23 protein-coding genes are annotated in these 24,060 nt (G+C 68.8%); 17 read left to right on the plus strand and 6 right to left on the minus strand.

Going from position 1 to position 24,060, the window contains the following annotated elements; translation table 11 throughout:
- Positions 1-48: 48 nt before the first annotated feature.
- Entirely contained in the window at positions 49-1,488 is a 1,440-nt protein-coding gene (locus AB0K05_RS41660; RefSeq protein ID WP_271276592.1) for an acetyl-CoA synthetase, read from the minus strand.
- Between the two features lie 350 nt (positions 1,489-1,838).
- Here AB0K05_RS41660 and AB0K05_RS41665 point away from each other — a divergent pair, with 350 nt between their 5' ends.
- From AB0K05_RS41665 to AB0K05_RS41685, 5 genes are all read left to right on the plus strand, one after another.
- Positions 1,839-2,918, plus strand: coding sequence for a trypsin-like serine protease (locus AB0K05_RS41665; RefSeq protein WP_364236999.1), 1,080 nt, complete (start codon positions 1,839-1,841; stop codon positions 2,916-2,918).
- A gap of 203 nt (positions 2,919-3,121) precedes the next feature.
- On the plus strand, positions 3,122-4,285 hold the full coding sequence (locus AB0K05_RS41670; RefSeq protein ID WP_364237002.1) for a hypothetical protein: 1,164 nt from the start codon (positions 3,122-3,124) through the stop codon (positions 4,283-4,285).
- A gap of 491 nt (positions 4,286-4,776) precedes the next feature.
- On the plus strand, positions 4,777-6,279 hold the full coding sequence (locus tag AB0K05_RS41675) for a hypothetical protein (protein WP_364237004.1): 1,503 nt from the start codon (positions 4,777-4,779) through the stop codon (positions 6,277-6,279).
- 442 nt (positions 6,280-6,721) lie between these two features.
- A complete protein-coding gene (locus tag AB0K05_RS41680) occupies positions 6,722-8,230 on the plus strand; it encodes a hypothetical protein (RefSeq protein ID WP_364237007.1) in 1,509 nt (502 codons plus the stop codon).
- 195 nt (positions 8,231-8,425) lie between these two features.
- On the plus strand, positions 8,426-9,910 hold the full coding sequence (locus AB0K05_RS41685; RefSeq protein WP_364237010.1) for a hypothetical protein: 1,485 nt from the start codon (positions 8,426-8,428) through the stop codon (positions 9,908-9,910).
- 50 nt (positions 9,911-9,960) lie between these two features.
- Here the strand turns inward: AB0K05_RS41685 and AB0K05_RS41690 are convergent, their stop codons facing one another.
- On the minus strand, positions 9,961-11,319 hold the full coding sequence (locus AB0K05_RS41690; RefSeq protein ID WP_364237012.1) for a hypothetical protein: 1,359 nt from the start codon (positions 11,317-11,319) through the stop codon (positions 9,961-9,963).
- 133 nt (positions 11,320-11,452) lie between these two features.
- Positions 11,453-12,625 (minus strand): NADP-dependent malic enzyme, encoded by a 1,173-nt coding sequence (locus tag AB0K05_RS41695; protein ID WP_271276585.1) that lies wholly within the window; start codon positions 12,623-12,625, stop codon positions 11,453-11,455.
- A 291-nt stretch (positions 12,626-12,916) separates the two neighbouring features.
- On the opposite strand from AB0K05_RS41695, the gene AB0K05_RS41700 reads away from it, so the two are divergent.
- From AB0K05_RS41700 to AB0K05_RS41715, 4 genes are read left to right on the plus strand one after another with little or no spacing between them, the layout of a single operon-like run.
- Positions 12,917-13,765 carry an ABC transporter substrate-binding protein gene (locus AB0K05_RS41700; protein ID WP_148029353.1) on the plus strand — a complete coding sequence of 283 codons (849 nt, stop codon included), beginning with the start codon at positions 12,917-12,919 and terminating at the stop codon, positions 13,763-13,765.
- Positions 13,766-13,768: 3 nt separating this feature from the next.
- Complete coding sequence (locus tag AB0K05_RS41705; RefSeq protein ID WP_148029352.1) at positions 13,769-14,596, plus strand: amino acid ABC transporter permease; 828 nt, start codon at positions 13,769-13,771, stop codon at positions 14,594-14,596.
- Positions 14,593-15,336 (plus strand): amino acid ABC transporter ATP-binding protein, encoded by a 744-nt coding sequence (locus tag AB0K05_RS41710; protein ID WP_271276584.1) that lies wholly within the window; start codon positions 14,593-14,595, stop codon positions 15,334-15,336. Before AB0K05_RS41705 ends, AB0K05_RS41710 begins: the two co-directional genes overlap by 4 nt.
- Positions 15,337-15,390: 54 nt before the next feature.
- Entirely contained in the window at positions 15,391-15,816 is a 426-nt protein-coding gene (locus AB0K05_RS41715; protein ID WP_148029350.1) for a CGNR zinc finger domain-containing protein, read from the plus strand.
- Here the strand turns inward: AB0K05_RS41715 and AB0K05_RS41720 are convergent.
- Complete coding sequence (locus AB0K05_RS41720) at positions 15,786-16,082, minus strand: S24 family peptidase (RefSeq protein ID WP_148029349.1); 297 nt, start codon at positions 16,080-16,082, stop codon at positions 15,786-15,788. The genes AB0K05_RS41715 and AB0K05_RS41720 overlap by 31 nt on opposite strands.
- Before the next feature lie 90 nt (positions 16,083-16,172).
- Between AB0K05_RS41720 and sodN the strand changes: the two genes are divergently transcribed.
- The 3 genes from sodN to AB0K05_RS41735 all read left to right on the plus strand — a co-directional run bounded on the left by sodN (position 16,173) and on the right by AB0K05_RS41735 (position 17,925).
- Positions 16,173-16,574 carry a superoxide dismutase, Ni gene (gene sodN, locus AB0K05_RS41725; RefSeq protein WP_148029348.1) on the plus strand — a complete coding sequence of 134 codons (402 nt, stop codon included), beginning with the start codon at positions 16,173-16,175 and terminating at the stop codon, positions 16,572-16,574.
- 128 nt (positions 16,575-16,702) lie between these two features.
- Complete coding sequence (locus AB0K05_RS41730) at positions 16,703-17,128, plus strand: anti-sigma factor (RefSeq protein ID WP_148029347.1); 426 nt, start codon at positions 16,703-16,705, stop codon at positions 17,126-17,128.
- Positions 17,129-17,145: 17 nt separating this feature from the next.
- Entirely contained in the window at positions 17,146-17,925 is a 780-nt protein-coding gene (locus AB0K05_RS41735) for an RNA polymerase sigma factor SigF (protein ID WP_187280956.1), read from the plus strand.
- On the opposite strand, the gene AB0K05_RS41740 is transcribed toward AB0K05_RS41735, so the two are convergent.
- Complete coding sequence (locus AB0K05_RS41740; RefSeq protein WP_246640839.1) at positions 17,922-18,281, minus strand: hypothetical protein; 360 nt, start codon at positions 18,279-18,281, stop codon at positions 17,922-17,924. The two genes, AB0K05_RS41735 and AB0K05_RS41740, sit on opposite strands and share 4 nt — an antisense overlap.
- Positions 18,282-18,412: 131 nt before the next feature.
- Between AB0K05_RS41740 and AB0K05_RS41745 the strand changes: the two genes are divergently transcribed.
- The gene (locus tag AB0K05_RS41745; RefSeq protein WP_148029345.1) at positions 18,413-19,378 is read left to right on the plus strand and encodes a diacylglycerol kinase family protein; all 966 of its coding nucleotides are present in this window, start codon (positions 18,413-18,415) and stop codon (positions 19,376-19,378) included.
- A 276-nt stretch (positions 19,379-19,654) separates the two neighbouring features.
- Positions 19,655-19,909, plus strand: a complete 255-nt coding sequence (locus AB0K05_RS41750; RefSeq protein ID WP_148029344.1) for a WhiB family transcriptional regulator — start codon at positions 19,655-19,657, stop codon at positions 19,907-19,909.
- 118 nt (positions 19,910-20,027) lie between these two features.
- On the opposite strand, the gene AB0K05_RS41755 is transcribed toward AB0K05_RS41750, so the two are convergent.
- Entirely contained in the window at positions 20,028-21,512 is a 1,485-nt protein-coding gene (locus AB0K05_RS41755; RefSeq protein WP_148029343.1) for a PAS domain-containing sensor histidine kinase, read from the minus strand.
- Positions 21,513-21,901: 389 nt separating this feature from the next.
- Here AB0K05_RS41755 and AB0K05_RS41760 point away from each other — a divergent pair, with 389 nt between their 5' ends.
- Genes AB0K05_RS41760 through AB0K05_RS41770 form a run of 3 tightly spaced genes read left to right on the plus strand, consistent with a single transcriptional unit; the run spans position 21,902 to position 23,981 of the window.
- Entirely contained in the window at positions 21,902-22,621 is a 720-nt protein-coding gene (locus tag AB0K05_RS41760; protein WP_148029342.1) for a GntR family transcriptional regulator, read from the plus strand.
- Between the two features lie 24 nt (positions 22,622-22,645).
- Complete coding sequence (bioD, locus tag AB0K05_RS41765) at positions 22,646-23,362, plus strand: dethiobiotin synthase (RefSeq protein WP_148029341.1); 717 nt, start codon at positions 22,646-22,648, stop codon at positions 23,360-23,362.
- Between the two features lie 37 nt (positions 23,363-23,399).
- Entirely contained in the window at positions 23,400-23,981 is a 582-nt protein-coding gene (locus AB0K05_RS41770; protein ID WP_364237024.1) for an XRE family transcriptional regulator, read from the plus strand.
- Positions 23,982-24,060: the final 79 nt, after the last annotated feature.

A 24,060-nucleotide genomic window follows, 5' to 3' on the forward strand; every position in this document is an offset into this window, starting at 1 on the left:
AGCGAAGCGTAGTCGAGCAGTCACAATCTTTGCACCATCTTTGCCACCTCACCAACTCGCCACATTGACCTTGCCGTCCGTCGTCAGCTCGACCCGCTGCCCCACCAGCTCCCGCGACACGGCGTCCGCCATCAGCTCTTCCCTGGTCACGTGCGCGTACGCCCGCGCCCCCGACGGAAGGTCGGCGACGAGGATGCCCCGCCACGGCACGCCGTCCTTGTCGTAGGCGACCGTGTATCCCGCCACGACCGCCGGTCCCTCGTACGAGTCCGCGATCGGCACCGGCTCGGCGGTGAAGACCGGCTCCGGCCCGCCCAGGACACCGCCCGGCTCCGCGGACCAGATCGCGTACGTGTGCTTGGTCAGGTGCATGCCGACCCCGGTGACGAGCCCGTGGCCGCCGCCGGCGCGCAGCAGGCCGGCCATGGTGACGGTGGAGTGCAGCACGTAGTCGCTGGCCGGGCCGCCCGCGTACGGCAGGCCGCCGGTGACGGTGAGGCCGCGCGGGTCCATCGGGTCGAGCTTGATCGCGTCGCACGTCTGGCGGAGCGCGATGGCGAAGCAGCTGTAGACGTCGAGCGCGCGCATGTCGTCCAGGGTGAGCCCGGCCCTGGCGAACGCGGACTCGGCGGCCCTGCCGACGGCCTGCGAGGCGCCGAGCGCGGGCCGGGCGGCCACCTCCCACGTGTCCTCGGCGTAGGCCCAGCCGCGCAGGTAGACGCGCTGGTCGGAGGGCACCCCGAGGCGGTCGGCGAGCGCGGTGCTGGCCAGCACGACCGCCGCCGCCTGGTCGACCTCGATCACGGCCACGGTGCTCCGGTTGTACGGCCAGCCGACGAACCGGTTGCCGTCGATCAGCTCTTCGGGGGTGCGCGGGGTGCGCCGCCAGGCGTGCGGGTTGGCGGCGGCCACCCGCGTCATCGGCGCCATCATCCGGCCCCGGTCGAGCATCTCCTGCTCGATCGTGTGACCGAGGGCGGCGCGGCGGGCGGTTTCCATGATCGGGTACGTGTGCACGGGCAGGAAGAGCTCGTGCGCCAGCTCGCTGGGGTGCGGCGGCCGTTCCCAGGCGTACGGCGGCCTCGGGTCGGCGGCGTGGCTCCACGGCGCGTGCTCGCCCGCCAGCCGGTACGCCCGGCGGGTGGCCAGGGCCTCGGCTCCGGTGATCAGCGCGGAGTCGAGCTCGCCGGCCGCGATCCGGGCCGCCGCCTCGCCGATGAGCGTCTGCGGAGCGGTGCCGCTGACCTTCGAGTACGCGGTGTGCCCCGGAGTGGCGCCGAGCCGCTCGGCGAGCCGTCCGGTGGGCGTGTCGTACTGCCAGGAGTCCGTGTGGACGATCTGGATCGATTCGAGGCGTTCCACCGGGAGCCGCGCCTGGGCCGCGGCGGCCCGCGCCGTCTCCTCCCACAGGTCGAGCGGTTCAGGGCCGGGCTGCTCGCGGACGGTGCGCTGGGCCGCGCCGATGAGGCAGGGGGTGCGTGGATCCATGCCCCCCATCCAACCAGAACAAGATTCGGTTGATAAGGAACGGTTTCGACCAGCACCGGAGGCCGGGCCGAGTGATCACCGAATCCGCCACGCCGGGAAGAACATCTTCCGCGCGAACGTGACCTTCCACCATTTGACCGTCGACCATCGCGAATTGGCCTCGCAAATCCGGCGTCTAGCTGGGATGACGTCATACAATGAAGATCGTTTATAGGCACGTTCCAGCACGCTTGACATGGTTCTTATGCGACGCAAGTCACGCTTGCTCAGATAACGAATCTCCATCCGAGCTGCAATAGCCCCAGTTGATCTGGAAAAATCCACCGTTACAACCTCAGAAAGGCACTTTCATGATCTCCCGGGCCAGGCACCTGCTAGCCGCCGCCGTCAGCGGCGCGCTGCTGATGCTGCCTGCGTTCACCGGGAGCGCGAACGCCGCCGCGGCGAGCCACGTCTTCCACGTCTCACTCGCCAAGACCAAGGCGGACGTGCAGAAGGTCGCCGACTACTGGAAGCCCGAGAAGCTCAAGAAGGCCGACAGCTACACCCCCGCCGCCCCCACCTCGAACGGCTCGCCGAAGTCCGGCACCGCGGGCGGCGGCACGGTGGCCAGCCAGCGGATCACCGCCCTGCGCAAGGCGGCCGGCCCGGTCAACGCCGTGGCGCCGAAGACGGGCCGGGCCAGCACGACCGGCAAGGTCTTCTTCCGGCTCGGCACCAAGGAGTACTGGTGCTCGGCCGCCGCCGTGGCGGCCGGCAACCACAGCGTGGTCGCCACCGCCGCACACTGCGCCTACGACGCACGCCAGGGCAAAGAGGCCGATTCCTGGATCTTCGTCCCGGAGCCGGGCGCCGACGGCACCACGCCGCACGGCATCTACGTAGGCTCGTCGATCAGCATGCACGAAGACTGGGCCGGCAAGAACGACTACGACTTCGACTACGCGTTCGTCACGGTCCACCGCGGCTTCACCTGGGTCAAGCAGGGCAACACCTACGTGGCCAAGGACGTCGGCCGGCTGCAGGACAACGTCGGCGGGCTCGGCCTGGAGCTGGCCAAGAAGCCGCCGCTCGCCCAGGTGCACGCCTTCGGCTACCCCGCCGGCCCGCAGCCCGACGGCAGCAGGCCCTTCAACGGCCAGACGCTGAAGAGCTGCGTGGGCGGCACCCGCAAGGCCGTCGCCCCCAGCCTCGACCTCGACCACGGCGTGCAGCTCCACCCCTGCAACTTCAGCAAGGGCGCCAGCGGCGGCCCGTGGATCACCGGCCTGCACAACAACCTGGGCAACCTCATCGGCGTCAACAGCCTGACCTGGAACCGGGACGCGAAGGGCGAGTTCGACGCGGTGTCCTCGCCGTACCTCACGGCCGCAGCCGGAGACGTCTACCGGCACGCCGCCGCGCAGAAGACCCCGGCAAATGTGATCTAGTTAACAAGTTACCGCTCGGTCACTCCGGGCGATCAGCCCAGACATTGATCTCGGTACGGTCACGGCGGCGTTCCACGCGCCGGCCGCGCCCGGCGGGAACCCGCGTGACCAGGATCGACGCTGTACGGTTCCGGCTGTCCGTTTGCTGGCATCCGGGGCGCACCAAGGCGCCGCGCCAGCGTAAGGCAAAGCCTGGAGTTACCTTGAAGCGAATCCTCCTCCCCGTCGGCGGCGCCACCGTGGCGACCGGCATGCTGCTCGCCGGCCTCAGCGGCACCGCGCAGGCCGCCGGCGACGTCGCCAACGACCCCATGGCCAGGAACACCAGCCAGGCGGCCTCGGTCGCGTCCTTCTGGTTCGCCTCGAACGGCGCCGCCCTCCGCCGCGCCACCGCCTACACCTGGGATTCCAAGGACGTCAGGAAGGTCGTCTCCAAGGGCGGCTACAGCCCTGACGGCAGGCCCGGCACCGCCGCACCCACCAGCGGCAACAAGGCCGCAGGCGGCTCGCAGAACGTCAACCTGCCCAAGACCGTCGGCAAGGTGTTCTTCGTCGACGGCTCCGGCAAGTTCCGCTGGTGCTCGGCCACGTCGATCCAGTCGAACTACCGCAACCTGGTCGCCACCGCCGGCCACTGCGTGTACGACACCGAGAGCAACAAGGCCCTTCTGAACAACTGGGTCTTCGTGCCCGGTTACTACCAGGGCAAGACCCCCTGGGGCATCTACGTCGGCAAGCAGGCCTTCACCCACTACGACTTCGACGTCTACGAGGACTACGACCGCGACTTCGCGTTCGTCACGGTCTACAACGGCATCCAGTTCACCGGGGCCGAGCGCGTCAACCGGCGCGACTACGAGCGCTTCAGCGGCCCCAAGCGGTCCTGGGGTGGCCAGCGCTACATCCTGAAGTCCAGGGACGTCGGCCGGCTCGGCGACAACGTGGGCGGCCAGGGCTTCGCGTGGAACCAGCCCGCCAACCGCACCGTGCGCACCTTCGGCTACCCCGCCGCGCCGCACCCGGACGGCAGCAGGCCGTACAGCGGCGTCACCCCGAAGCACTGCTACGGCAGGACCACCGCCAAGGCCGTCGGCGCCTCCTGGCTGAAGATCAATGAGCACATCGGGCTCAAGTGCGCCGTGACCCCCGGTTACGACGGCGGGCCGTGGCTCACCCAGTACAGCAACGCCAAGCGGGTGGGTTACGTCAACGGTGTGACCAGCACCTTCGCCGACCAGGACGGGAACGACCGGATCGACTACATCACGTCGCCGTACTTCGACGGCGAGACGGCCGCGGTGTACAACGCGGCCAGGAACGTGTGGTCGGGCAAGATCGTCGGCCCCAACGGCGAGCTCTACCGCTGACCCAGTCCGCTTCGTGAAGGGCCCGGCCACCCGCCGGGCCCTTTTTCGTGCCCGCGGAAGGCACCCAAACGTGGCGATATCGGTGAGGGGTCAGCGCAAGGCCCGGACGGGACAAACCACCCAGACAGTCACGGATTTCCGGGAACCTGAACGTTCCCTGGCAGAAGACTGGCTACTTAGACGGAGGATGGGTTCCATTCGGTTCCTGTGATCTGAGTCACATTCCCCCGACTACAGCCCGTGAGTCGATACTAACGGAACTTTCGTCCCAATCTTCATACCCCCTACATACCCTGCGAAAACGTACCGACCTGATCACTTACGGCAAACATCTCTGACAGGTCACGGAATGGTCACGGCGATCCGGGTCCATGCCGGACCCTCCGATTCGGCTTCCACCTGCGGAGATCACCGCGCTATGTTCCTTGCTATCCCTTTACTGACGCATGGGGCGCAAGTTGCGGCCCACGACAGACCAAGGAGCAGTTCCCTTGAAGCGCATCCTCATCCCCGCCGGTGGTGCCGTTCTGGCCACCGGTCTCCTGGCCGCCGGTCTGGCCGGTACGGCTCAGGCCAACAACGACGTCGCCTCGGACGCGATGGCGAAGAACGCCGCCGCGGCCAAGGCCATCGCCTCGTTCTGGGCGGACAACAACGGCGCTGCTCTGAAGGCCGCCAAGGAGTCCAACGTCTGGGACAAGACGGACGTCACCAAGCTGCAGAGCAAGGGCGGCTACAGCGCCGACACCAAGGCGGGCTCCACCGCCCCGATCGGCCAAGAGAAGAAGACGTCCGCCAAGGTGCAGAACGTCAACATGCCGAAGACCATCGGCAAGGTGTTCTTCGTCAACGGCAAGGGCGAGAAGAAGTGGTGCTCGGCTACTTCGATCCAGTCGAAGTACCGTAACCTCGTCGTCACCGCCGGCCACTGTGTCTACGACGTCAAGGCCAACTCGGACGTCATGGACAAGTGGATCTTCGTCCCCGGTTACTACCAGGGCAAGTCCCCCTTCGGCATCTACGTCGGCAAGCAGGCGTTCACCCACTACGACTTCGACGTCTACGAGGACTTCGACCGCGACTACGCGTTCGTCACCGTCTACAACGGCGTCAAGCTCGGTGGGGGCACCGCCAAGAAGGTCTCCAAGGCCGAGTTCGACAAGTACGAGGGCCTCAAGGAGGCCAAGGACGTCGAGATCACCCGCGAGGAGTTCCGCGCGTGCCGGCTCGACCCCACCTCCACCGAGGCCTGCTGGGTGAAGCGCGGCTCCCGTTCTCAGAAGGTCGGCCCCGACTACCCGGGCGCCGTCGTCGAGAAGAAGGAAGTCAACGCCGACACGTACAGGGCCGCTCCCGTCGGCAAGAAGAACGGTGCGAAGTTCGGTGAGCCCATCACCGAGATGGTCACCAAGCGGGACTGGCAGAAGTACGACGGCCTCGGCAAGAAGTGGCAGGACCGGGCCGGCAACTACCTCATCACGACCTACTACGTCCAGCAGTGGGTCAAGCCGGGCTCCGACACGAAGTTCTACAAGACCGTCTTCACCATCATCGAGAACGCCGCTACGGACGCGGGCCGCCTCGGTGACGTGGTCGGCGGCCAGGGCTTCGCGTGGAACCAGCCGACCGGCAAGTACGTGCGCGTGTTCGGCTACCCGGCGGCTCCTCACCCCGACGGCCACAAGAACTACACCGGCATTACTCCGAAGTGGTGCTACGGCAAGACCACGAAGAAGCTGGTGGGTGACGCGGCCAAGAAGATCGAGGAGCACGTCGCGCTCAAGTGCGCGATGACCGAGGGCGCCGACGGTGGCCCGTGGCTCTTCAAGTACAGCAACGCCAAGCGTCTCGGCTACGTGAACGGTGTCACCAGCACCTTCAACGACCAGGACGGCAACAAGCGCGTCGACTACATCTCGTCGCCGTACTTCGACGGCGAGACCAACACGGTCTACAAGGCCGCCGCCAACGTGTGGTCCGGCAAGATCATCTAAGTTGCGACGCCACTGACGGTCACCCGTCGGGAGATCGTCACCTGTAAGACCCGAAGGGCCCGGCACACCAGCCGGGCCCTTCGGCGTTCCGGGCCCGGAAAGTGCGGGCGCTTTGGACGCACGGGAGACACGGATGGTGCCATGAACCCAGTGTGATGTGCGTCACATCAGCGAGAGAGGCGCCCCGAGAGGGCCGCACCGCTCTCGCCAGTCACACTAACAACATCCTTATGCTGATCTGCGGGAACACCCGGCCGGTGTCCTTCCCCCGGCTCCTGTGCTGAAGCCTCTCAAACATCACAGATCGATCACGCCCGACATGTCGCCTCTTTTTCATTCAAAGCGGCTTCCTGTTAGCAAGATCGACACTGTATCTTCCTGGCTATCCCTTTACTGACGCATGGGACGCAAGAGGCGTTCCACGACAGCGCAAGGAGTTACCTTGAAGCGCATCCTCCTTCCGGCCGGTGGCGCCGTTCTGGCCACTGGTCTCCTGGCTGCCGGCCTGGCCGGTACCGCTCAGGCCGACGCGAAGATCACCGACGAGGTTCTGGCCAGCCAGGCCAAGGCCGCCGAGATCCTCGACTTCTGGACCAAGTCCAACAACGCCGCCCTGAAGCAGGCCTCGGCCTACCACTGGGACAGCAAGGACGTCACGAAGGTCGTGTCCAAGGGCGGTTATTCGCCTGACGGCAAGCCTGGCTCCACCGCCCCCATCGGCGAGGAGAAGAAGTCCGCTGTCAAGACCCAGAACGTGAACCTGCCGAAGACCATCGGCAAGGTCTTCTTCGAGGGTCGCGACGGCAACCTGTACTGGTGCTCCGGCACCTCCATCCAGTCCAACTACCGCAACCTGGTTGCCACCGCCGGTCACTGCGTCTACGACGTGTCCGGCAACGCTGAGGTTGTGTCGCGCTGGGTCTTCGTCCCCGGTTACTACGAGGGCAAGACGCCGTACGGTGTCTACGTGGGCAAGCAGGCCTTCACCCACTACGACTTCGACGTCTACGAGGACTTCGACCGCGACTACGCGTTCGTCACCGTTTACAACGGCATCGGCGGCACGCTGAACAAGCCGAAGCAGGTCACCAAGGCCGAGTTCGAGGCGTACAAGGGCGACAAGGACGTCAAGCAGACCCAGGTCTCCTTCGACGAGTACAAGAAGGGTCGCCTCGACCCGAAGACCACCGAGTACTACTCGGTGGACCCGGGCAGCAGGGCCCAGAAGGTCGGCCCCGACTACCCCGGTGCGGTTGTCGAGAAGAAGGAAGTCAGCAAGCGCGACTGGTGGCGTGCTCCGGTCGGCAAGGCCAACGGCGCCAAGTACGGCGAGCCCGAGACCGTGTCGGTCACCAAGCGGGAGTACTACGCCTACAGCGGCCCCGGCGAGAAGAACGTCGACCGCGCTGGCAACTACACCATCACGCGGTACTACGTGCAGCAGTGGTACAAGCCGGGCACCGAGTTCAAGTTCCTCCGCACTGACTACTACATCATCGTGCACGAGGTCAAGGACGCTGGTCGCCTCGGCGACGTTGTCGGCGGCCAGGGCTTCGCGTGGAACCAGCCGACCGGCAAGTACGTCCGTACCTTCGGGTACCCGTACGGCAAGCACCCCGACGGCAGCAAGCCCTACACCGGCAAGACGCCGAAGTGGTGCTACGGCAAGACCGGTGCCAAGACGACTCAGGCCGCGAAGTACAAGGTCGAGGAGCACGTGTCGCTGAAGTGCGCCGTCACCGGCGGCTACGACGGTGGCCCGTGGCTCTTCAAGTACAGCAACGCCAAGCGTCTCGGCTACGTCAACGGTGTCACCAGCCTGCTGTACGACGCCGATGGCAACGACCGCTGGGACCACATCTCCAGCCCGTACTTCGACGGTGAGACCGCTGCGGTCTACAACGCCGCGAAGAACGTCTGGTCGGGCCAGATCACCCCGATGCCCAAGTAAGTCGGGTTGATCTCCCGGAGTCGGGGGTCCAAACCTCGGTTCCTTCTGCTTCACCCGAAGGGCCTGGCTCGCGCCAGGCCCTTCGGCCATTTCTGATGACATTTCTGACAAGATCCCTGTTCGTTTGTGACCAGAGGGACAGGAGTGTCGATAGGGTCTTTACACCCCTTGTAGATATACGTGTGGAGCCATCCCGTGAAGCGCCTGCTCATCCCCCTCGCAGCCGCCAGCCTGAGCGTCACCGCTCTGGCCATACCGGCCCAAGCCGCCCCCCACTGGGTCAAGGACCCTCTGACACCCCAAGCGAAGGACGCCTACGGCGCCGCCTTCTTCTGGCTCGACGCCAACGGCGCGGCCCTCAAGAAGGCCACCCAGTACCACTGGGACGCCAAGAAGGTCGACAAGATCGTTCGTAAGGGCGGAACCACTCCCGACGACGGCAAGCCGGGCGCCACGGCTCCTGCGACGACCGGCTCGGGCGGCAAGACCAAGAACGTCAACCTGCCGAAGACCATCGGCAAGGTCTTCTTCGTCGACAAGGCCGGCAAGCACCGCTGGTGCTCGGCCACCTCGATCCAGTCGCGCCACCGCAACCTCGTAGCCACCGCCGGCCATTGCGTGTACGAGAGCGGCGAGGACGTCTTCGCCAAGTGGGTCTTCGTCCCCGGCTACTACCAGGGCACCGCCAAGTTCGGCGTCTACGTGGGCGCCTACGCCTTCACGACCTACGACCTCGACACCTACGACGACTACGACGGCGACTACGCGTTCGTGGCCGTCCACAACGGCTTCGCGCTGGCCGGCGAGAAGGAAGTCACGCCCAAGGAGTACAAGGCCTGGGCCGGCGACAAGTGGGTCAAGCCGCGCGAGATCACCCGCGAGGAGTTCGGCAAGTGCCAGCTCAACCTCGGCGAGTGCTGGTCCGAGGGCAAGGACACGAACCCCGACCTGGTCGGTCCCGACCACCCGGACGCTGTCCTGGAGAAGGTCGAGGTCAGCCCGGAGACGTACAACAAGGCCAAGGTCGGCCGCGCGCAGGGCGCCAAGTACGGCGAGCCGGTGACCGAGGCGGTCACCTACGCCCAGTGGAAGGCCTACAAGGGTCCCGGCACCAAGGGCAAGGACAAGGTCGGCAACTACACCATCACGCGCTACCACGTGCAGCGCTGGGTGAAGCCCGGCACGTCCCGCAAGTACTTCGAGGGCCGGTTCGTCATCGGCGTGGCCAAGGACACCGGCCGCCTCGGTGACGTCGTCGGCGGCCAGGGCTTCGCCTGGAACCAGCCGATGAACCAGCAGACGATGGTCTTCGGCTACCCCGCCGCCCCGCACCCCGACGGCGACAAGCCGTTCACCGGCGTGACGCCGAAGTACTGCTACGGCAAGACGGGCACCAAGACCATCCAGGCGAACATGTTCAAGGTGGAGACCCACCAGGTGCTCAAGTGCTCGATGACCCCGGGCGCCGACGGCGGCCCGTGGCTCATCAAGTGGAACAACTCGAAGCGCACCGGCTACGTCAACGGCGTGACCAGCGTGTTCTACGACAACGACGGCAATGACCGGGTCGACCACATCAGCTCGGCCTACTTCGACGGCGAGACGGCGGACGTCTACAACAAGGCGAACTACGCCCAGACGAAGTCGATCGTCGGCCCGAACGGCGAGCTCCTGCAGTAGTCGTCAGAACATGAAGAGCCCGCCGGTGCGTCCGGCGGGCTCTTTCGTCTTCAGACCCCCGCGAGTTCCCGCGTCCGCTCCCTCAGCGCCCTGACCGGGGCCTCGTTCTTGTACGGCTCCAGCCGCCTGCGCAGGTCGGCCATGTACGTGCGGGAGCGGGCCGACTGCAGCTCGTTCCCCAGCGTCATGGCGCCGAGCGCCACCGAGCAGGCTTCCTCCAGTTCGCCGCACTGCAGCAGCCCGGCGGCCAGCAGCGACAGGTTGAACATGCGGCCGCGCACGAAGCGGCCGTCCATGTCGAGCGAGCGCCGCGCCTGTCGTACGGTGCGCTCGCCCTCCCCCAGGTCGCGGAAGCAGTGAGCGATCTTGGCCGACAGGTAGGCCTCGTCGAAGTAGCCCAGCCAGGGCGGCTCGCCGGCCGGCTTGCGGACGTCGAACGCGCGCTCGGCCTCGTGCAGCGCCCCGCCGCAGGCGCGGGCGTCGCCCAGCCCGGCGTGCGCGTGCGCCTCCAGCACGTGGCTGGAGGCCAGCAGGGTGGCCACCCCGGCGCGGCGGGCCGAGAGCTGCGCGGCCCGGGCCAGGTCGAGCGCGTGCGCGTGCTGGCCCATGTAGATCGCCTGGTGTGCCATGCCCGCCAGGATCTCGCCGCCCAGGGCGTGGTCGTCGGAGCCCCTGGCCAGGCGCAGCGCCTGGATGAGGTAGCGCTGGGCGAGGCCGTGCTGCTCCAGGTCGTAGGCCATCCAGCCGGCCAGCCTGGTGAGCTCGGCGGCGGCCGCGGCCAGCTCGCGGCCGGTCTTGTCGCCGTACGAGCCGTCCTTGAGGAGCGGCGTCACGGCGGTGTCCAGATATCTCACGACAGACGAGCGCACGCGCCCGCTGCCGAACCGGTTGTCGAGCTCCCCGAACGAACGGGTGACCTCGTGGATGGCGGCGATGTCCGCACTGCCCACCCTGCGGGCGCCCGCCGCGCTGGGCCGCCCTTCCGGCGGGGAGGTGAGCCACCGCACCGCCCCTACGGAGCCCGCCCCGATCGCGAACGTCGAATCGAGCAGGAACCTCCGTCTCTCCACATCGGCCCGCCACAGCGCCGTCACGGTCGCGACCCCCTCCTGCCACGTGTGCGTGAACTCCTGCCCGAGATCGAGGGGCGTAGCGGCGGCGGGCATGCCCAGGTCATCAGCCGTGACGGGCCTGCCCAGCCGCTGTGCGAAGATCTCGGTCAGGAGCCCGGGCACCGGGTCCCGCGGCCGCTGGCCACCGATCCATCGGAGGACGGAGCTGTGGTCGTACTTCAGGCCGGGGGTGCCACGCGTGGCTCCCAGATCGTTGAGGCGCCTGGCCAGACCCTTGTGGGAAAAGCCCGCCTCCACGATGAGCTGCCGCAGCAGTCGATTGGGCTCGCGTTTCATCGCTCTCCTCCAGGCAGGAGCCGGCGCCCGCATCCTTACAGAGGGCTCTTGTTATAGCACGCTGGGTAAAGGATGTTTGAGGAATCCTTCACTCGCTGCCGACCCGGCGGGCTCCTGCCTGGAGAGAAGACGATCAGGCGCGGGCGACTCCGTCGGCCCTGGCCTGCGCGGCGACGGCGGCCGTGACCGCGGGGGCGACCCGCTCGTCGAACGGGCTCGGGATGACGTAGTCGGCGCTGAGGTCGTCGCCCACCACGCCCGCGAGCGCGTCGGCGGCGGCCACCTTCATGTTCTCGGTGATCGTGGTGGCCCGCACGTCGAGGGCGCCGCGGAAGACGCCGGGGAAGGCCAGCACGTTGTTGATCTGGTTGGGGAAGTCGGAGCGGCCGGTGGCCACGACCGCCGCGTGGCGGGCGGCGACGGCGGGCTCGACCTCGGGCGTCGGGTTGGACAGCGCGAACACGATGGCGCCGTCGGCCATGGCGGCGACCGCCCGCTCGGCGACGGTCGAGCCGGACAGGCCGACGAACACGTCCGCCCCTGCCAGCGCGTCCTCGGTGGATCCGGTGTGCTTGGCGCGGTTGGTGTCGCGGGCCAGGGCCTCCTTGACCGGGTTGAGCCCTTCGCGGCCGGAGTAGATCATGCCCTTGGAGTCGGCGACGGCGATGTCGCCGATGCCGGCCTCCAGCAGGATGCGGCTGACCGCGACGCCGGACGCCCCGGCCCCGGCCACCACGGCCCGCAGGTCGCCCAGCGAGCGGCCGGTCAGGCGGGCGGCGTTGCGCAGCGCGGCCAGCACCACGATCGCCGTGCCGTGCTGGTCGTCGTGGAAGACGGGGATGTCGAGCCGCTCGCGGAGCTGCCTCTCGACCTCGAAGCAGCGCGGCGCGCTGATGTCCTCGAGGTTGATGCCCCCGAACGAGGGCGCCAGCCGCACCACGGTCTCCACCAGCTCGTCGACGCCGGTGCAGGCGAGGCAGATGGGCACCGCGTCGACGCCGCCGAACTCCTTGAACAGCAGCGCCTTGCCCTCCATGACCGGCATGGCGGCCACGGGTCCGATGTCGCCCAGGCCGAGCACGGCGGTGCCGTCGCTGACGACGGCGACCACGTTGGAGATCCAGGTATAGGTGTCGGCCAGTGCGGGCGTCTCGGCGATGGCGCTGCAGACGCGTGCGACGCCGGGCGTGTAGGCGAGCGCCAGATCGTCGGCGTTGCGCACCGGAACGGTCGAGCGGACCTCAAGCTTCCCCCCGCGGTGCAGGGCGAAGGCCGGATCGGATTCGTGAGCGGATGTGATGGACACAGCGACCCCAGTAGTGGTTGTGACGGAAGAGACCTTGGGCAGACGGGCGGAGATGCCTGGCCTCGGTTCGCCAGGATCCCCTCGTCGATGCCTCGGAGGGGTACGGGGGTCACCCGTCGCTCCATAGTGACACATGCTGAGACGGGATCAGGTAGCCCCCCTGACGCCGCTTCGTTGACGCATCGTTAAAAGCCCGATGACTGACTGCAGCTAAACCCGCTCTAAACTGCACAAAGCTCAACCTTTCTCCGCATACCACTTCGAGGAGGCCTCCCCGTGGCCCTCTGGTCCATGAAGCGCCGAGGCATGGCCGCCGGCGCCCTTGCGTTGACCGCCACCCTGACCCTGTCCGCGTGCGGCAGCGACTCGGGAGGTTCCGGTACGACCTCCGCCAGCGCCTCCGCGGACGCCGGTGACGCGGCGGGCGGCGCCAAGCTGGTGCAGCCCGGCAAGCTGACGGTCTGCACCAACGTCCCCTACGAGCCGTTCCAGTTCAAGGAAGGTGACAAGATCGTCGGCTTCGACGTCGACATCGTGGACCTCGTCGCCAAGAAGCTCGGCGTCGAGCAGGAGATCGTCGACATCGACTTCGCGGTGATCAAGAGCGGCGCCGCCATGGCCACCAACAAGTGCGACCTGGCCGCCGCCGGCATGACCATCACCGAGGAGCGCAAGGCGAACATCACGTTCTCCGACCCGTACTTCGACGCCACCCAGGCCCTCCTGGCCAAGAAGGGCACCGGCGCCACGTCCCTGGAGGACGTCAAGGCCAAGGGTCTCAAGCTGGGCGCCCAGGCCAGCACCACCGGCCTCGACTACGTCAAGAAGAACGGGTTCGACCCGACCGAGTACGCCGACTCCCCCAAGGAGCTCCTCGCTCTGCAGGCCGGCCAGGCCGACGTGATCGTCCAGGACCTCCCCGTGGTGCTCACCTGGCTGAAGAAGCCGGAGATCGCGGAGAAGTTCGAGCTGATCGCCAGCCTCGACACCGGCGAGCAGTACGGGCTCGGCATGAAGAAGGACGCCGACCCGGTGCTGGTCAAGACCGTCAACGAGGAGCTCGCGGCGGCGAAGTCGGACGGCAGGTACGAAGAGATCTTCGTGAAGTGGTTCGACAAGAAGCCCGGCGAGCTGGGCTGATCCATGGCGGACCAGCCGAAGGCGGCTGAGCCGGCCCGGCGCCGGCTCAGCCCTCGCAAGAGGCAGCGCATCTTCCGCGGCGTCCAGTACGCCATCCTGGTCGCCGCCTTGGTCGCCCTCGCCCTTTACGCCGACTGGGCCAGCCTGGCCCAGAACTTCGCGCGGCTGGACATCGCCGAGCTGATGCTGCCCGACCTGTTCACGGTCGCGCTGCTCAACACGATGGTGTACGCGGTCGGCGGGTTTCTGTTCTCCTTCGTGTTCGGCCTGATCGTGGCGCTGATGCGGCTGTCCACGGTGGGCCCGTACCGGTGGCTGGCGACGCTCTACATCGAGATCTTCCGGGGCGTGCCCGCCCTGCTGGTCTTCCTGATGATCGTCTTCCTGCCGCTGGCGCTGCCAGGTTTCGCGGTGCCCTTCGGCACCTACGGCCAGGCCATTCTCGGCCTCGGCCTGGTCGGCACCGCCTACCAGGCGGAGATCTTCCGGGCGGGCCTGCAGGCGGTGCCCCGGGGGCAGACGGAGGCCGCCAGGTCGCTGGGCATGTCGGCGACCAGGGCCCAGTTCACCGTGGTGGTCCCGCAGGCCATCCGGATCGTCATCCCGCCGACCACCAACCAGTTCGTGGCCCTGCTCAAGGACTCCTCGCTGGTGCTCTTCCTGGGCGTTTCGGGCCAGTACGTCGATCTGACCAAGTTCGGCAACGACATGGCGTCCACCCACGCCAACGCCACGCCCATCCTGGTCGCCGGTCTGACGTACCTGATCGTCACGGTGCCGCTGGGCTACCTGGCGGGACGTCTGGAGAAGCGCAAGGGGACGAGCCGATGACGCACGCGATCGAGATCAGGGACCTGCACAAGCACTTCGGCCAGAACCAGGTGCTGCGCGGCATCGACATGACCGTCGAGCCCGGCCAGGTCGTCTGCGTCATCGGGCCGTCGGGCTCCGGCAAGTCGACGCTGCTGCGCTGCGTCAACCTGCTGGAGGAGCCCACCCGGGGCAAGGTCTTCGTCGACGGCGTCGAGGTGAACGACCCCGACGCCGACATCGACGCGGTACGACGCCGCATCGGCATGGTGTTCCAGCAGTTCAACCTGTTCCCGCACATGACGGCGCTGCAGAACGTGATGATCGCCCAGCAGCGGGTGCTGAAGCGCGGCAAGCGGGACGCCGAGAAGATCGCCAGGGAGAACCTGGAGAAGGTCGGCGTCGGCGAGAAGTGCGACTCCTTCCCCATCCAGCTCTCCGGCGGACAGCAGCAGCGGGTGGCCATCGCCAGGGCGCTGGCCATGGACCCCGGCCTCATGCTGTTCGACGAGCCCACCTCCGCGCTCGACCCCGAGCTGGTCGGCGACGTGCTCGCGGTCATGCGCAAGCTGGCCGAGGAGGGCATGACCATGCTCGTGGTCACCCATGAGATGGGGTTCGCCCGCCAGGTGGCCGACCGGGTGGTGTTCATGGACGGCGGCGTCATCGTCGAGGACGGCCCGCCCGCCCAGGTGATCGGCGATCCGCAGCACGAGCGGACCCGCACCTTCCTGGAACGCGTGCTGCACCCCGAGGAGTGACCACTGGACGCCCGCGCGACCGGGCGTCCAGCACTTTTCGTGTAATACTCCCGCATGGACTTGACCTCTTACGCCGAGTGGGCGGTCCGTCTCGTCAACGACCCGGAACCGCCGCCCGGCCTGCGGGAGCTGCGGGCCGAGCTGGCCGCGGTGTTCGACGCCGCGGGCGCCGAGGAGCGGCTGGTGGCCCTGCTCAACGACCTGCTCGTGCGCTACCCCGTACGGCCTCAGCTCACCGACCACGACGGCCGGGGCTGGCACCTGCACCTGGCCGGCCACACCGGCGCCGCCGCCGTGATGGGGCTCGCCTCGGTGGTGGCGGAGCTGGGCGCCGACCGGCTCGGCCGCTGCCTGGAGACGCGCTGCGACCGCGCCTTCCTCGACACCTCGTCCAACCGGTCGCGCCGCTACTGCTCGCCCCGCTGCGCCAGCAGGGCCAACGTCGCGGCCTACCGGGCGCGCCGCCGCGGCGGCCAGTAGCGCAGCACGACGCGGCCCACGAGCTCGGGGACCGCGCCGAAGTCCCAGCTGTCGCGGCGGCCGCTCGCGCGCTGGTTGTCGCTCTCCAGCCACCAGCCGTCGGCGCCGTGCCAGGCGGCCCGCTTGACGATCAGCCGCTCCGGCTCGCCGGGCAGCCGGGCCACCACGATGTCGCCCGGCCGGGGCGGCACCCGGCGGCACACCAGCAGCCAGTCTCCCGGCAGCAGCGCGGGCCGCATCGAGTCGCCCTCGACACGCACTCTCATGGGCCGCCACCCCTTTCTCCCCGGGGGTTCGGAGACGAGTAAGGTCGGTACGAGGACCAAGCTCATTCGGCATCTAGGAAGGACTTTCTGATGCTCGCACGACTGCTACGACCCAAGCATGTCGCTTCCGCGCACTGCGACCTGCCCTGCGGCGTCTATGACCCGGCACAGGCCCGGATCGAGGCGGAGTCGGTGAAGGCGATCATGGAAAAGTACGCGGCGAACGAGGACCCGGTCTTCCGCGCCCGTGCCATCACCATCAAGGAGGAGCGCGCGGAGCTGGTCAAGCACCACCTCTGGGTGCTCTGGACCGACTACTTCAAGCCGCCGCACCTGGAGCAGTACCCCCAGCTCCACCAGCTCTTCTGGGACGCCACCAAGCTGGCCGGCGCCGCCGGGGCCAAGGGCACCGTCGACGTCGCCAAGGGCGAGGAGCTCCTCGGCAAGATCGACGAGATCTCCAAGATCTTCTGGGAGACCAAGGCCGCCTAAACCGGCCTAAAGGCTCTGTGCGGCCTTCAGGCCGCACAGAGCCTTTTCCGTTGAGGGCGAGTCTGAATCCGCCAAGCAGCTCCTTCTGGCGGTAAGTTGCAGTCAGCGTCGTATACGCGAGGAGGAACGTGACCGAGGACACCGAGACGCGCGCGACAGGTGAGGCCGCCATCCGCGACGTGGTGAGCATCAGGCTCCCCGCCGACAGCGCCTACCTGTCTGTGTTGCGTACGGCCACAGCCGGCCTGGCCGCCCGGCTGGATTTCACGCTGGACGAGATCGAGGATCTGCGGATCGCGGTCGACGAGGCGTGCGCCATGCTGCTCAACGAGGCGGTGCCGGGCACCGACCTGACCGCCGAGTTCGAGCTCACCGGGCAGGAGATGCAGGTCCGCGTCGAGGTGGCGACCGTCGGGAGCTCCGCACCGAAACGCGATGACTTCGCCTGGATGGTGCTGACGGCCCTCGCCGACGACGTCGACGCGGTGACCGACGCGGCCGATCGCATGGCGATCATCCTGCGTAAGCGCCGAGGCGCGGCGAGGCCGGCGTGACGGAAAGGACTGGAGCCATGGCCGCCAGCGACCACGCCGTGCCCGACCGGGTCCGTGCTCGCATGCTGTTCGCCGAGCTGTCCGAGCTGGGCCCCGACGAGCCGCGCCGGCAACGCATCAGGGACGAGTTGGTCGAGCTCCACCTTCCCCTGGTCGAATACCTGGCCCGCCGCTTCCGCAACCGAGGCGAGTGGCTCGACGACCTCACCCAGGTCGCCACCATCGGGCTGATCAAGTCCATCGACCGCTTCGACCTCAACCGCGGCGTCGAGTTCTCCACGTACGCGACGCCCACCATCGTCGGCGAGATCAAGCGTCACTTCCGCGACAAGGGCTGGGCGGTCCGGGTGCCGCGCCGCCTGCAGGAGCTGAAGCTCTCGCTCACGAAGGCCATCAGCGAGCTGTCGCAGCGCGAGGGGCGCGCCCCCACCGTCGCGGAGCTGGCCGCCTTCCTGAAGATGACCGAGGAGGAGGTGCTGGAGGGCCTCGAGTCGGCCAACGCCTACTCGACGGTCTCCCTCGACGCGCCCGACTCCGGCGACGACGACGCCCCCGCGGTGTCCGACTCGCTCGGCATCGTGGACGAGTCGCTCGAAGGCGTCGAATACCGTGAGTCGCTCAAACCGCTGCTCGAACGGCTGCCGCCGCGCGAGAAGCGCATCCTGCTGCTGCGGTTCTTCGGCAACATGACCCAGTCGCAGATCGCCACCGAGCTCGGCATCTCGCAGATGCACGTGTCGCGGCTGCTCGCCCGCACCCTCGCCCAGCTCCGCGAGGGCCTGACGGCCGACGACTAGGCGTCGTCGCCGAAGAACGCGTGAGTGGTGGGAGGCGCCAGCAACATGCCCAGCCCGGCGAGGGCGACCGCGATCAGCGGGATCCCGAGCGCGGGCTGGTCTGACTGGATGAGCGTCACGGCGACCGGCAACAGGAAGATCTGGGCCACCACGCCGGGGGCCCTCCCCCAGCGCTGGCCGGCCAGCAGCCCGCCCCATGCCACCCAGAGCAGCCCGGCGCCGATCAGCACCCCGAACGCGGCCTCGGCCAGCGCGGCCGTCAGGTCGGACGCCCCGCCGAGCACGGTCCCGACCGCGGCGTAAACTCCCAGGCCCAGCGCGACCAGCCCCTCAAGGGCGACGATCACGGCTGCCATCACCAAACTCCACGGACGCTTCCCCACACCCGAACCCTATCCGCCCCGGCCGCCTTACTTTCCCTGCGCGACCACCTTAAAAAAGGATGTTCACGACAAGCCGGACATCCATCAGCGGCTACCCTGGCCTCATGCGCGCGATGCTCCTGGTCAACCCCAAGGCCACCACCACCAACGCCCGCACGCGCAACGTGCTGCTCCGCGCGCTCGGCGCGGCCGTCGAGCTGGCCGTCGAGGAGACGGCCTACCGCGGCCACGCGGCCACGCTGGCCGCCACCGCCCGCGCCAAGGGCTACGACATGGTGGTCGTGCTGGGCGGCGACGGCACCATCAACGAGACCGTGAACGGCCTGCTCAACCCGGTCAACGGCGCCCCCGAGCCGCTCGGCGACGACCCGAGCATGAGCCGCCCCGCGCTCGCCGTCATCCCCGGCGGCAGCGCCAACGTGTTCGCCCGCGCCCTCGGGCTGCCCAACAACCCGGTGGAGGCCACCGGCGCGGTGCTGGAGGCGCTGCGCGAGGGCCGCCGGCGCACCGTGGGGCTGGGGCAGGCGCTGTGGGAGGGCGAGAGCCGCTATTTCACCTTCTGCTCGGGCCTGGGCTACGACGCCGAGGTCATCAGGGCCGTGGAGGGCCTGCGCGGCACCGGCCGCAAGGCCACGCCCGCCCGCTACGTGAACACCGCGCTGCGCCACTACCTCGCCACCGACAAGCGGCGTCCGGCGATGACGCTGACCGGCCCCGGCATCCCCAGGGCCAGGGGCGTGTTCATGGCGATCGTCTCCAACACCTCGCCGTGGACGTACCTCGGCAGCAGGCCCGTCCAGCCCACCCCTTGGGCGGGCTTCGAGACCGGGCTCGACCTGCTCGGGCTGCGCCGGATGGGCGTCATGGCCCTGCTGCCGGTGATCCGCCACATCCTCACGCAACGTGACAGCCTTCCGTCGGGCAAACACCTCGTGCAGCTGCACGACGAGGCCGAGTTCACGCTCACCGCGGACCGTCCCGTGGCCTTTCAACTGGACGGAGACTATTTGGGGGAACGTGAGGCCGTGACCTTCCGTGCTACACCGAACGCGTTACAAGTTCTGGTCTAGCTGGTTACATTCGGTCATGGTGTGACGCATACGACAGCCATTACGGGGAAAACTTGGGTGTTGCCCTCTTGCGTGCACTCTCCGTGGCTGAAAAGCTCATAGTGACGTCGGAACGTAGGACCTTTAGCCAAAACCCCTGGTCCTCCGCCGTATGCGGGCAGCCCCGGCTCCACCACAAGGTGCCGGGGAATTGTTCGCACGCCTTAGTGAAACTCTTCACAAAGTAGTAGCCGCACTGGAGCCGACCGCAGGCTCCATCTACTAAGGAGTGGACGCATGGACTGGCGACACCGAGCCGCCTGCCGTGACGTGGACCCCGAGCTGTTCTTCCCGATCGGGAACACCGGACCGGCACTCATGCAGATCGAGGAAGCCAAAGAGGTCTGCCGTTCCTGTTCGGCCGTGGAAGCCTGCCTCAAGTGGGCGCTGGAGTCCGGTCAGGACGCCGGTGTGTGGGGCGGCCTCAGTGAGGACGAGCGTCGCGCGCTCAAGCGACGCACCGCTCGGGCCCGCGCCCGCGCGACCGCCTGACCGACATCGACGCAGAAGGCAGGAACCCGCCTGAAAACCGCGACGAGCCGACCAGCCTGGCACGACACCGTGTCCGCCAGGACCGCGCCGCGTCCCCGATAGCCAGGGGACGCGGCGTTCAGGCTTTCTGACGGTCTCCGGCGGGCAGCGGGATGGAGAGCGTCGCTTCCGTGCCGCCGCCTTCGCGCGGTCTCACCGAGAGCTTGCCCGACAGCTCCCCCTCGACGAGCGTGCGGACGATCTGCAGCCCGAGGCTGGTCGAGCTGTCGAGGTCGAACCCCTCGGGCAGGCCCCTGCCGTCGTCCCAGACGACGACGCGCAGCCGCTCGGGGCCCGACTCCACCACCACCTGCAGCCGCTCGGGCCGGCCGTGCTGGAGCGCGTTCTGCATCAGCTCGGTCAGGGCCATGGCCAGCGGGGTGGCGATGAGCGAGGGCAGCACGCCGAACGCCCCCAGCCGGCGCGGCGTGACCCCGGCCTCCGGCGCCGACACCTCCCCCGCCATCGCGATCACGCGGTCGGCGATCTCGTCGAAGTCGACGAACTCCTCCGGCGCGTGCGAGAGGGTCTCGTGCACGATCGCGATCGACCCGACCCGCCGCACCGCCTCCTCAAGCGCCTCCCGGCCCTCCGGCACCTGCAGCCGCCTGGCCTGCAGCCTGAGCAGGGCGGCGACGGTCTGCAGGTTGTTCTTGACCCGGTGGTGGATCTCGCGGATGGTGGCGTCCTTGGTCATCAGCTCGCGCTCGCGCCGCCGCAGCTCGGTCACGTCGCGGATGAGCACCAGCGCGCCGATGCGGCCGCCGCCGACGATCAGCGGGATCGCGCGCAGTTGCACGATCGTGCCGCCGGACTCGACCTCGGTCTCCTTGGCGGCCCGCCCGCTGGCCACGATCATCAGGTCTTCGTTGATCGGCTCGTCGGAGTAGCACAGGGTGGCGGTGACCCGGCCCAGCTCGACGCCCACCAGGTCGGCGTGCAGGCCGAGCCGCCGGTAGGCCGACAGCGCGTTCGGGGACGCGTACGTGACCCGGCCGGCCCGGTCGAGCCGCAGCAGGCCGTCGCCGACGCGCGGCGAGCGCACCAGGATGGGCTCCTCGCCGGAGAACGGGAAGCGGCCCTCCGCCACCATCTGCGCCAGGTCGGAGGCGCTCTGCAGGTAGGTCAGCTCCAGCCGCGACGGGGTGCGGGCGGACGACAGGTTGGTGGAGCGCTGGATGACGGCCAGGAACCGGGCGTCGCCGCCGGGGACGGCCCGTCGCACCGGGATGGTCTCCTCCCGCACCGGGACGCCCGTCGACCAGTCGGGGTCGCCCTCGCGACAGATGCGCCGCTCGCTCCAGGCGGTGTCGATCAGCGGGCGCTCGCCCCTGGCCACGACGCTGCCGACGACGTCGTCGTGGTAGACGGTGGGGCCGGTGGTGGGCCGCATCTGGGCGATCGCGATCCAGCCGTCCTCCCCCAGCAGCGGCGCCCACAGGATGAGGTCGGCGAACGACAGGTCCGCCAGCAGCTGCCAGTCGGAGACCAGCGAGTGCAGCCAGTCGAGGTCCGCCCCGTCGAGCGCGGTGTGGCGGACGACGAGGTCGCTGAGAGTCGGCACGACTGCATCATGCGTGGTTTCCCGCCGAACATCCAAACCGGCGCCCTGGCCGTACGCGCTCAGAGGACGGCCAGTGATAACCATCACATCACCGGCGGGGGCAGGAGACGAAAGGCACGTCTCCCGTACGACTGCGCACCTGCGCGAACAGGAAGGACGCGATCCTCGGTTGCCACGCCGCCCACGGCTGTGGATATCCTTCACCATCAGCCTGAGCTGCCCGTACGGGCGCGCGGCAGGGCAGGTGAGCGGGTCTGCGCGGAGCAGAGAGCCGGGGCACCGGCGCGCTGCCCTCGCGCGCGGTTGACCGTGAGGGCAGATCTGGGTTCCGATGATCTAGCGGTGATCCGACACGCCCTCACCGCCGTGGCAGAAGTGAAGGTGAGAGCGTGACAGACGAAGGCCCTCGCGTACCGAAGTACTACGACGTGAAGCGGAGCCTGCTCGAGCTCACGAAGTCGCTCCAGCCGGGCACCGCGCTGCCCCCCGAGCGGACTCTCGCGGTGCGCTTCGAGACCTCCCGCACCACGGTCAGGCAGGCGCTGACCGAGCTGGTCGTCGAAGGACGGCTGCTGCGCATCCAGGGCAAGGGCACGTTCGTCGCGCAGCCCAAGGTGGCCCAGGTGCTGCAGCTCACCTCGTACATCGGAGACCTGCGCACGGCGGGGCTGGAGCCCGACACGAAGATCCTGGAGATGGGCTACATCACCGCCGACGAGCCGCTGGCGCGGCGGCTGGCGATCAACCCGGGCGGCCGCGTGCTGCGCATCCACCGCCTGCGGCTGGCCAACGGCGAGCCCGTCTCGGTCGACACCACCCACCTGTCGGCGCGGCGCTTCCCGCGCCTGCGCCGCGAGCTGGAGGTGCACTCCTCGCTGTACGAGACGCTGCACAACGCCTACACCGTGCGGCTGACCGACGCCGAGGAGATCATCGAGACCGTGCTGGCCACCCCGTACGACGCCAAGCTGCTCGGCGTGGACGTGGGCCTGCCCATGCTGCTGCTCACCCGCCACGCCTTCGACGCCGACGGCAACCCGGTGGAGTGGGCGCAGTCGCTCTACCGCGGCGACCGCTACAAGTTCGTCACCCGCCTGCGCCGTCCCTGAGCCGCGCCCCTCTACGCTGGGCCGATGAGCGTCATCGTGGTCACCGGCACCGGCTCGGGCGTGGGCAAGACAGTGGTGTGCGCGGCCCTGGCGGCGCTGGCCCGCACGCGCGGGGCGAGCGCGGCGGTGGTCAAGCCCGCGCAGACCGGCGTGCGGCCCGGCGAGCGCGGCGACCTGGACGAGGTCATCAGGCTGTCCGGGGTGCCGACCACGTTCGAGCTGGCCCGTTTCGAGCAGCCGCTGTCGCCGGCCGCGGCGGCGCGGGCGGCCGGGGTGCCGCCGGTGTCGCTCGCGCAGGCCGCCCTGCGGATCAGGGAGCTGGCCGAGAGCAGCCGGCTGGTGGTCGTGGAGGGCACGGGCGGGCTGCTGGTGCGCTTCGACGAGGACGGCGCGACGATCGCCGACCTGGCCAGGCTGCTGGGCGCGCAGGTGCTGGTCGTGACCGGGGCGGGCTGCGGCACGCTCAACCACACGGCGCTCACTCTGGAGGCGCTCGCGCACCGCGGGCTGGACCTGGCCGGGGTGGTCATCGGCGGGTGGCCCGCCGAGCCCGGCGTGATCGAGCGGAGCAACGTGGCCGACCTGGAGATGCTGGCGGCGCGGCCGCTGGCGGGCGCGCTGCCGGAGGGCGCCGGGCTGCTCGACGCCGGCGCCTTCGCGGCGGTGGCGCGGCGCGGGCTGGCCGTGACGCTGGGCGGCGCCTTCGACCCCGCCGCGTTCCGCGACTCGTACCACGTCTAGGATTGCCGGAACGGCAAGTCACGTTGCGGGAGTGGCCATGACGGAAGCGATCGAGGACGTCCTGACCCAGGTCGGCCCCCGGCTCAGGCGGCTGCGCGCCGAGCACGGCCTGACCCTGACCGGGCTGGCCGAGGCCACCGGCATCTCCACCAGCACGCTGTCGCGCCTGGAGTCGGGACAGCGCCGGCCCACGCTGGAGCTGCTGCTGCCCATCGCCCAGGCCTACCAGGTGCCGCTGCAGGAGCTGGTGGGCGCGCCCGAGGTCGGCGACCCGCGCATCCGCCCCACCCCACGGCGGCTCAACGGCATGACCGTGCTGCCGCTGACCCGCCAGCCGGGCCCGCTGCAGGCGTTCAAGATGATCATCCCGCACCGGGGCGGCACACCCGAGCCGCAGACCCACGAGGGCTACGAATGGCTCTACGTGCTGTCCGGACGGCTGCGCCTGGTGCTGGCCGACCGCGACCTGGTGCTGAAGGCCGGGGAGGCGGCCGAGTTCGACACGCGGCTGCCCCACTGGTTCGGCTCCGCCGACGAGCAGCCCGTCGAGGTCCTCAGCCTCTTCGGCCGGCAGGGCGAGCGCATGCACGTCCGGGCCAGGCCGAAGTCGCGCACCTGACCGGGGGTGGGGCTAACCCCACCCCGGACCCGGACGACAAACCCATGTCCAGCGGACCTTCCACCTCAATACGGTGGAT

Source organism: Nonomuraea sp. NPDC049486, from assembly GCF_040676925.1.
Taxonomy (GTDB): Bacteria; Actinomycetota; Actinomycetes; order Streptosporangiales; family Streptosporangiaceae; genus Nonomuraea; species Nonomuraea ferruginea.

Bases quoted from the DNA above. Each gene is read 5' to 3' on its own strand.
- AB0K05_RS41660 (WP_271276592.1), bottom strand. From the start codon at position 1,488: ATGGATCCACGCACCCCCTGCCTCATCGGCGCGGCCCAGCGCACCGTC.
- AB0K05_RS41665 (WP_364236999.1), top strand. From the start codon at position 1,839: ATGATCTCCCGGGCCAGGCACCTGCTAGCCGCCGCCGTCAGCGGCGCG.
- AB0K05_RS41690 (WP_364237012.1), bottom strand. From the start codon at position 11,319: ATGAAACGCGAGCCCAATCGACTGCTGCGGCAGCTCATCGTGGAGGCG.
- AB0K05_RS41700 (WP_148029353.1), top strand. From the start codon at position 12,917: ATGAAGCGCCGAGGCATGGCCGCCGGCGCCCTTGCGTTGACCGCCACC.
- AB0K05_RS41705 (WP_148029352.1), top strand. From the start codon at position 13,769: ATGGCGGACCAGCCGAAGGCGGCTGAGCCGGCCCGGCGCCGGCTCAGC.
- AB0K05_RS41710 (WP_271276584.1), top strand. From the start codon at position 14,593: ATGACGCACGCGATCGAGATCAGGGACCTGCACAAGCACTTCGGCCAG.
- AB0K05_RS41715 (WP_148029350.1), top strand. From the start codon at position 15,391: ATGGACTTGACCTCTTACGCCGAGTGGGCGGTCCGTCTCGTCAACGAC.
- AB0K05_RS41720 (WP_148029349.1), bottom strand. From the start codon at position 16,082: ATGAGAGTGCGTGTCGAGGGCGACTCGATGCGGCCCGCGCTGCTGCCG.
- sodN (WP_148029348.1), top strand. From the start codon at position 16,173: ATGCTCGCACGACTGCTACGACCCAAGCATGTCGCTTCCGCGCACTGC.
- AB0K05_RS41735 (WP_187280956.1), top strand. From the start codon at position 17,146: ATGGCCGCCAGCGACCACGCCGTGCCCGACCGGGTCCGTGCTCGCATG.
- AB0K05_RS41740 (WP_246640839.1), bottom strand. From the start codon at position 18,281: ATGGCAGCCGTGATCGTCGCCCTTGAGGGGCTGGTCGCGCTGGGCCTG.
- AB0K05_RS41745 (WP_148029345.1), top strand. From the start codon at position 18,413: ATGCGCGCGATGCTCCTGGTCAACCCCAAGGCCACCACCACCAACGCC.
- AB0K05_RS41750 (WP_148029344.1), top strand. From the start codon at position 19,655: ATGGACTGGCGACACCGAGCCGCCTGCCGTGACGTGGACCCCGAGCTG.
- bioD (WP_148029341.1), top strand. From the start codon at position 22,646: ATGAGCGTCATCGTGGTCACCGGCACCGGCTCGGGCGTGGGCAAGACA.
- AB0K05_RS41770 (WP_364237024.1), top strand. From the start codon at position 23,400: ATGACGGAAGCGATCGAGGACGTCCTGACCCAGGTCGGCCCCCGGCTC.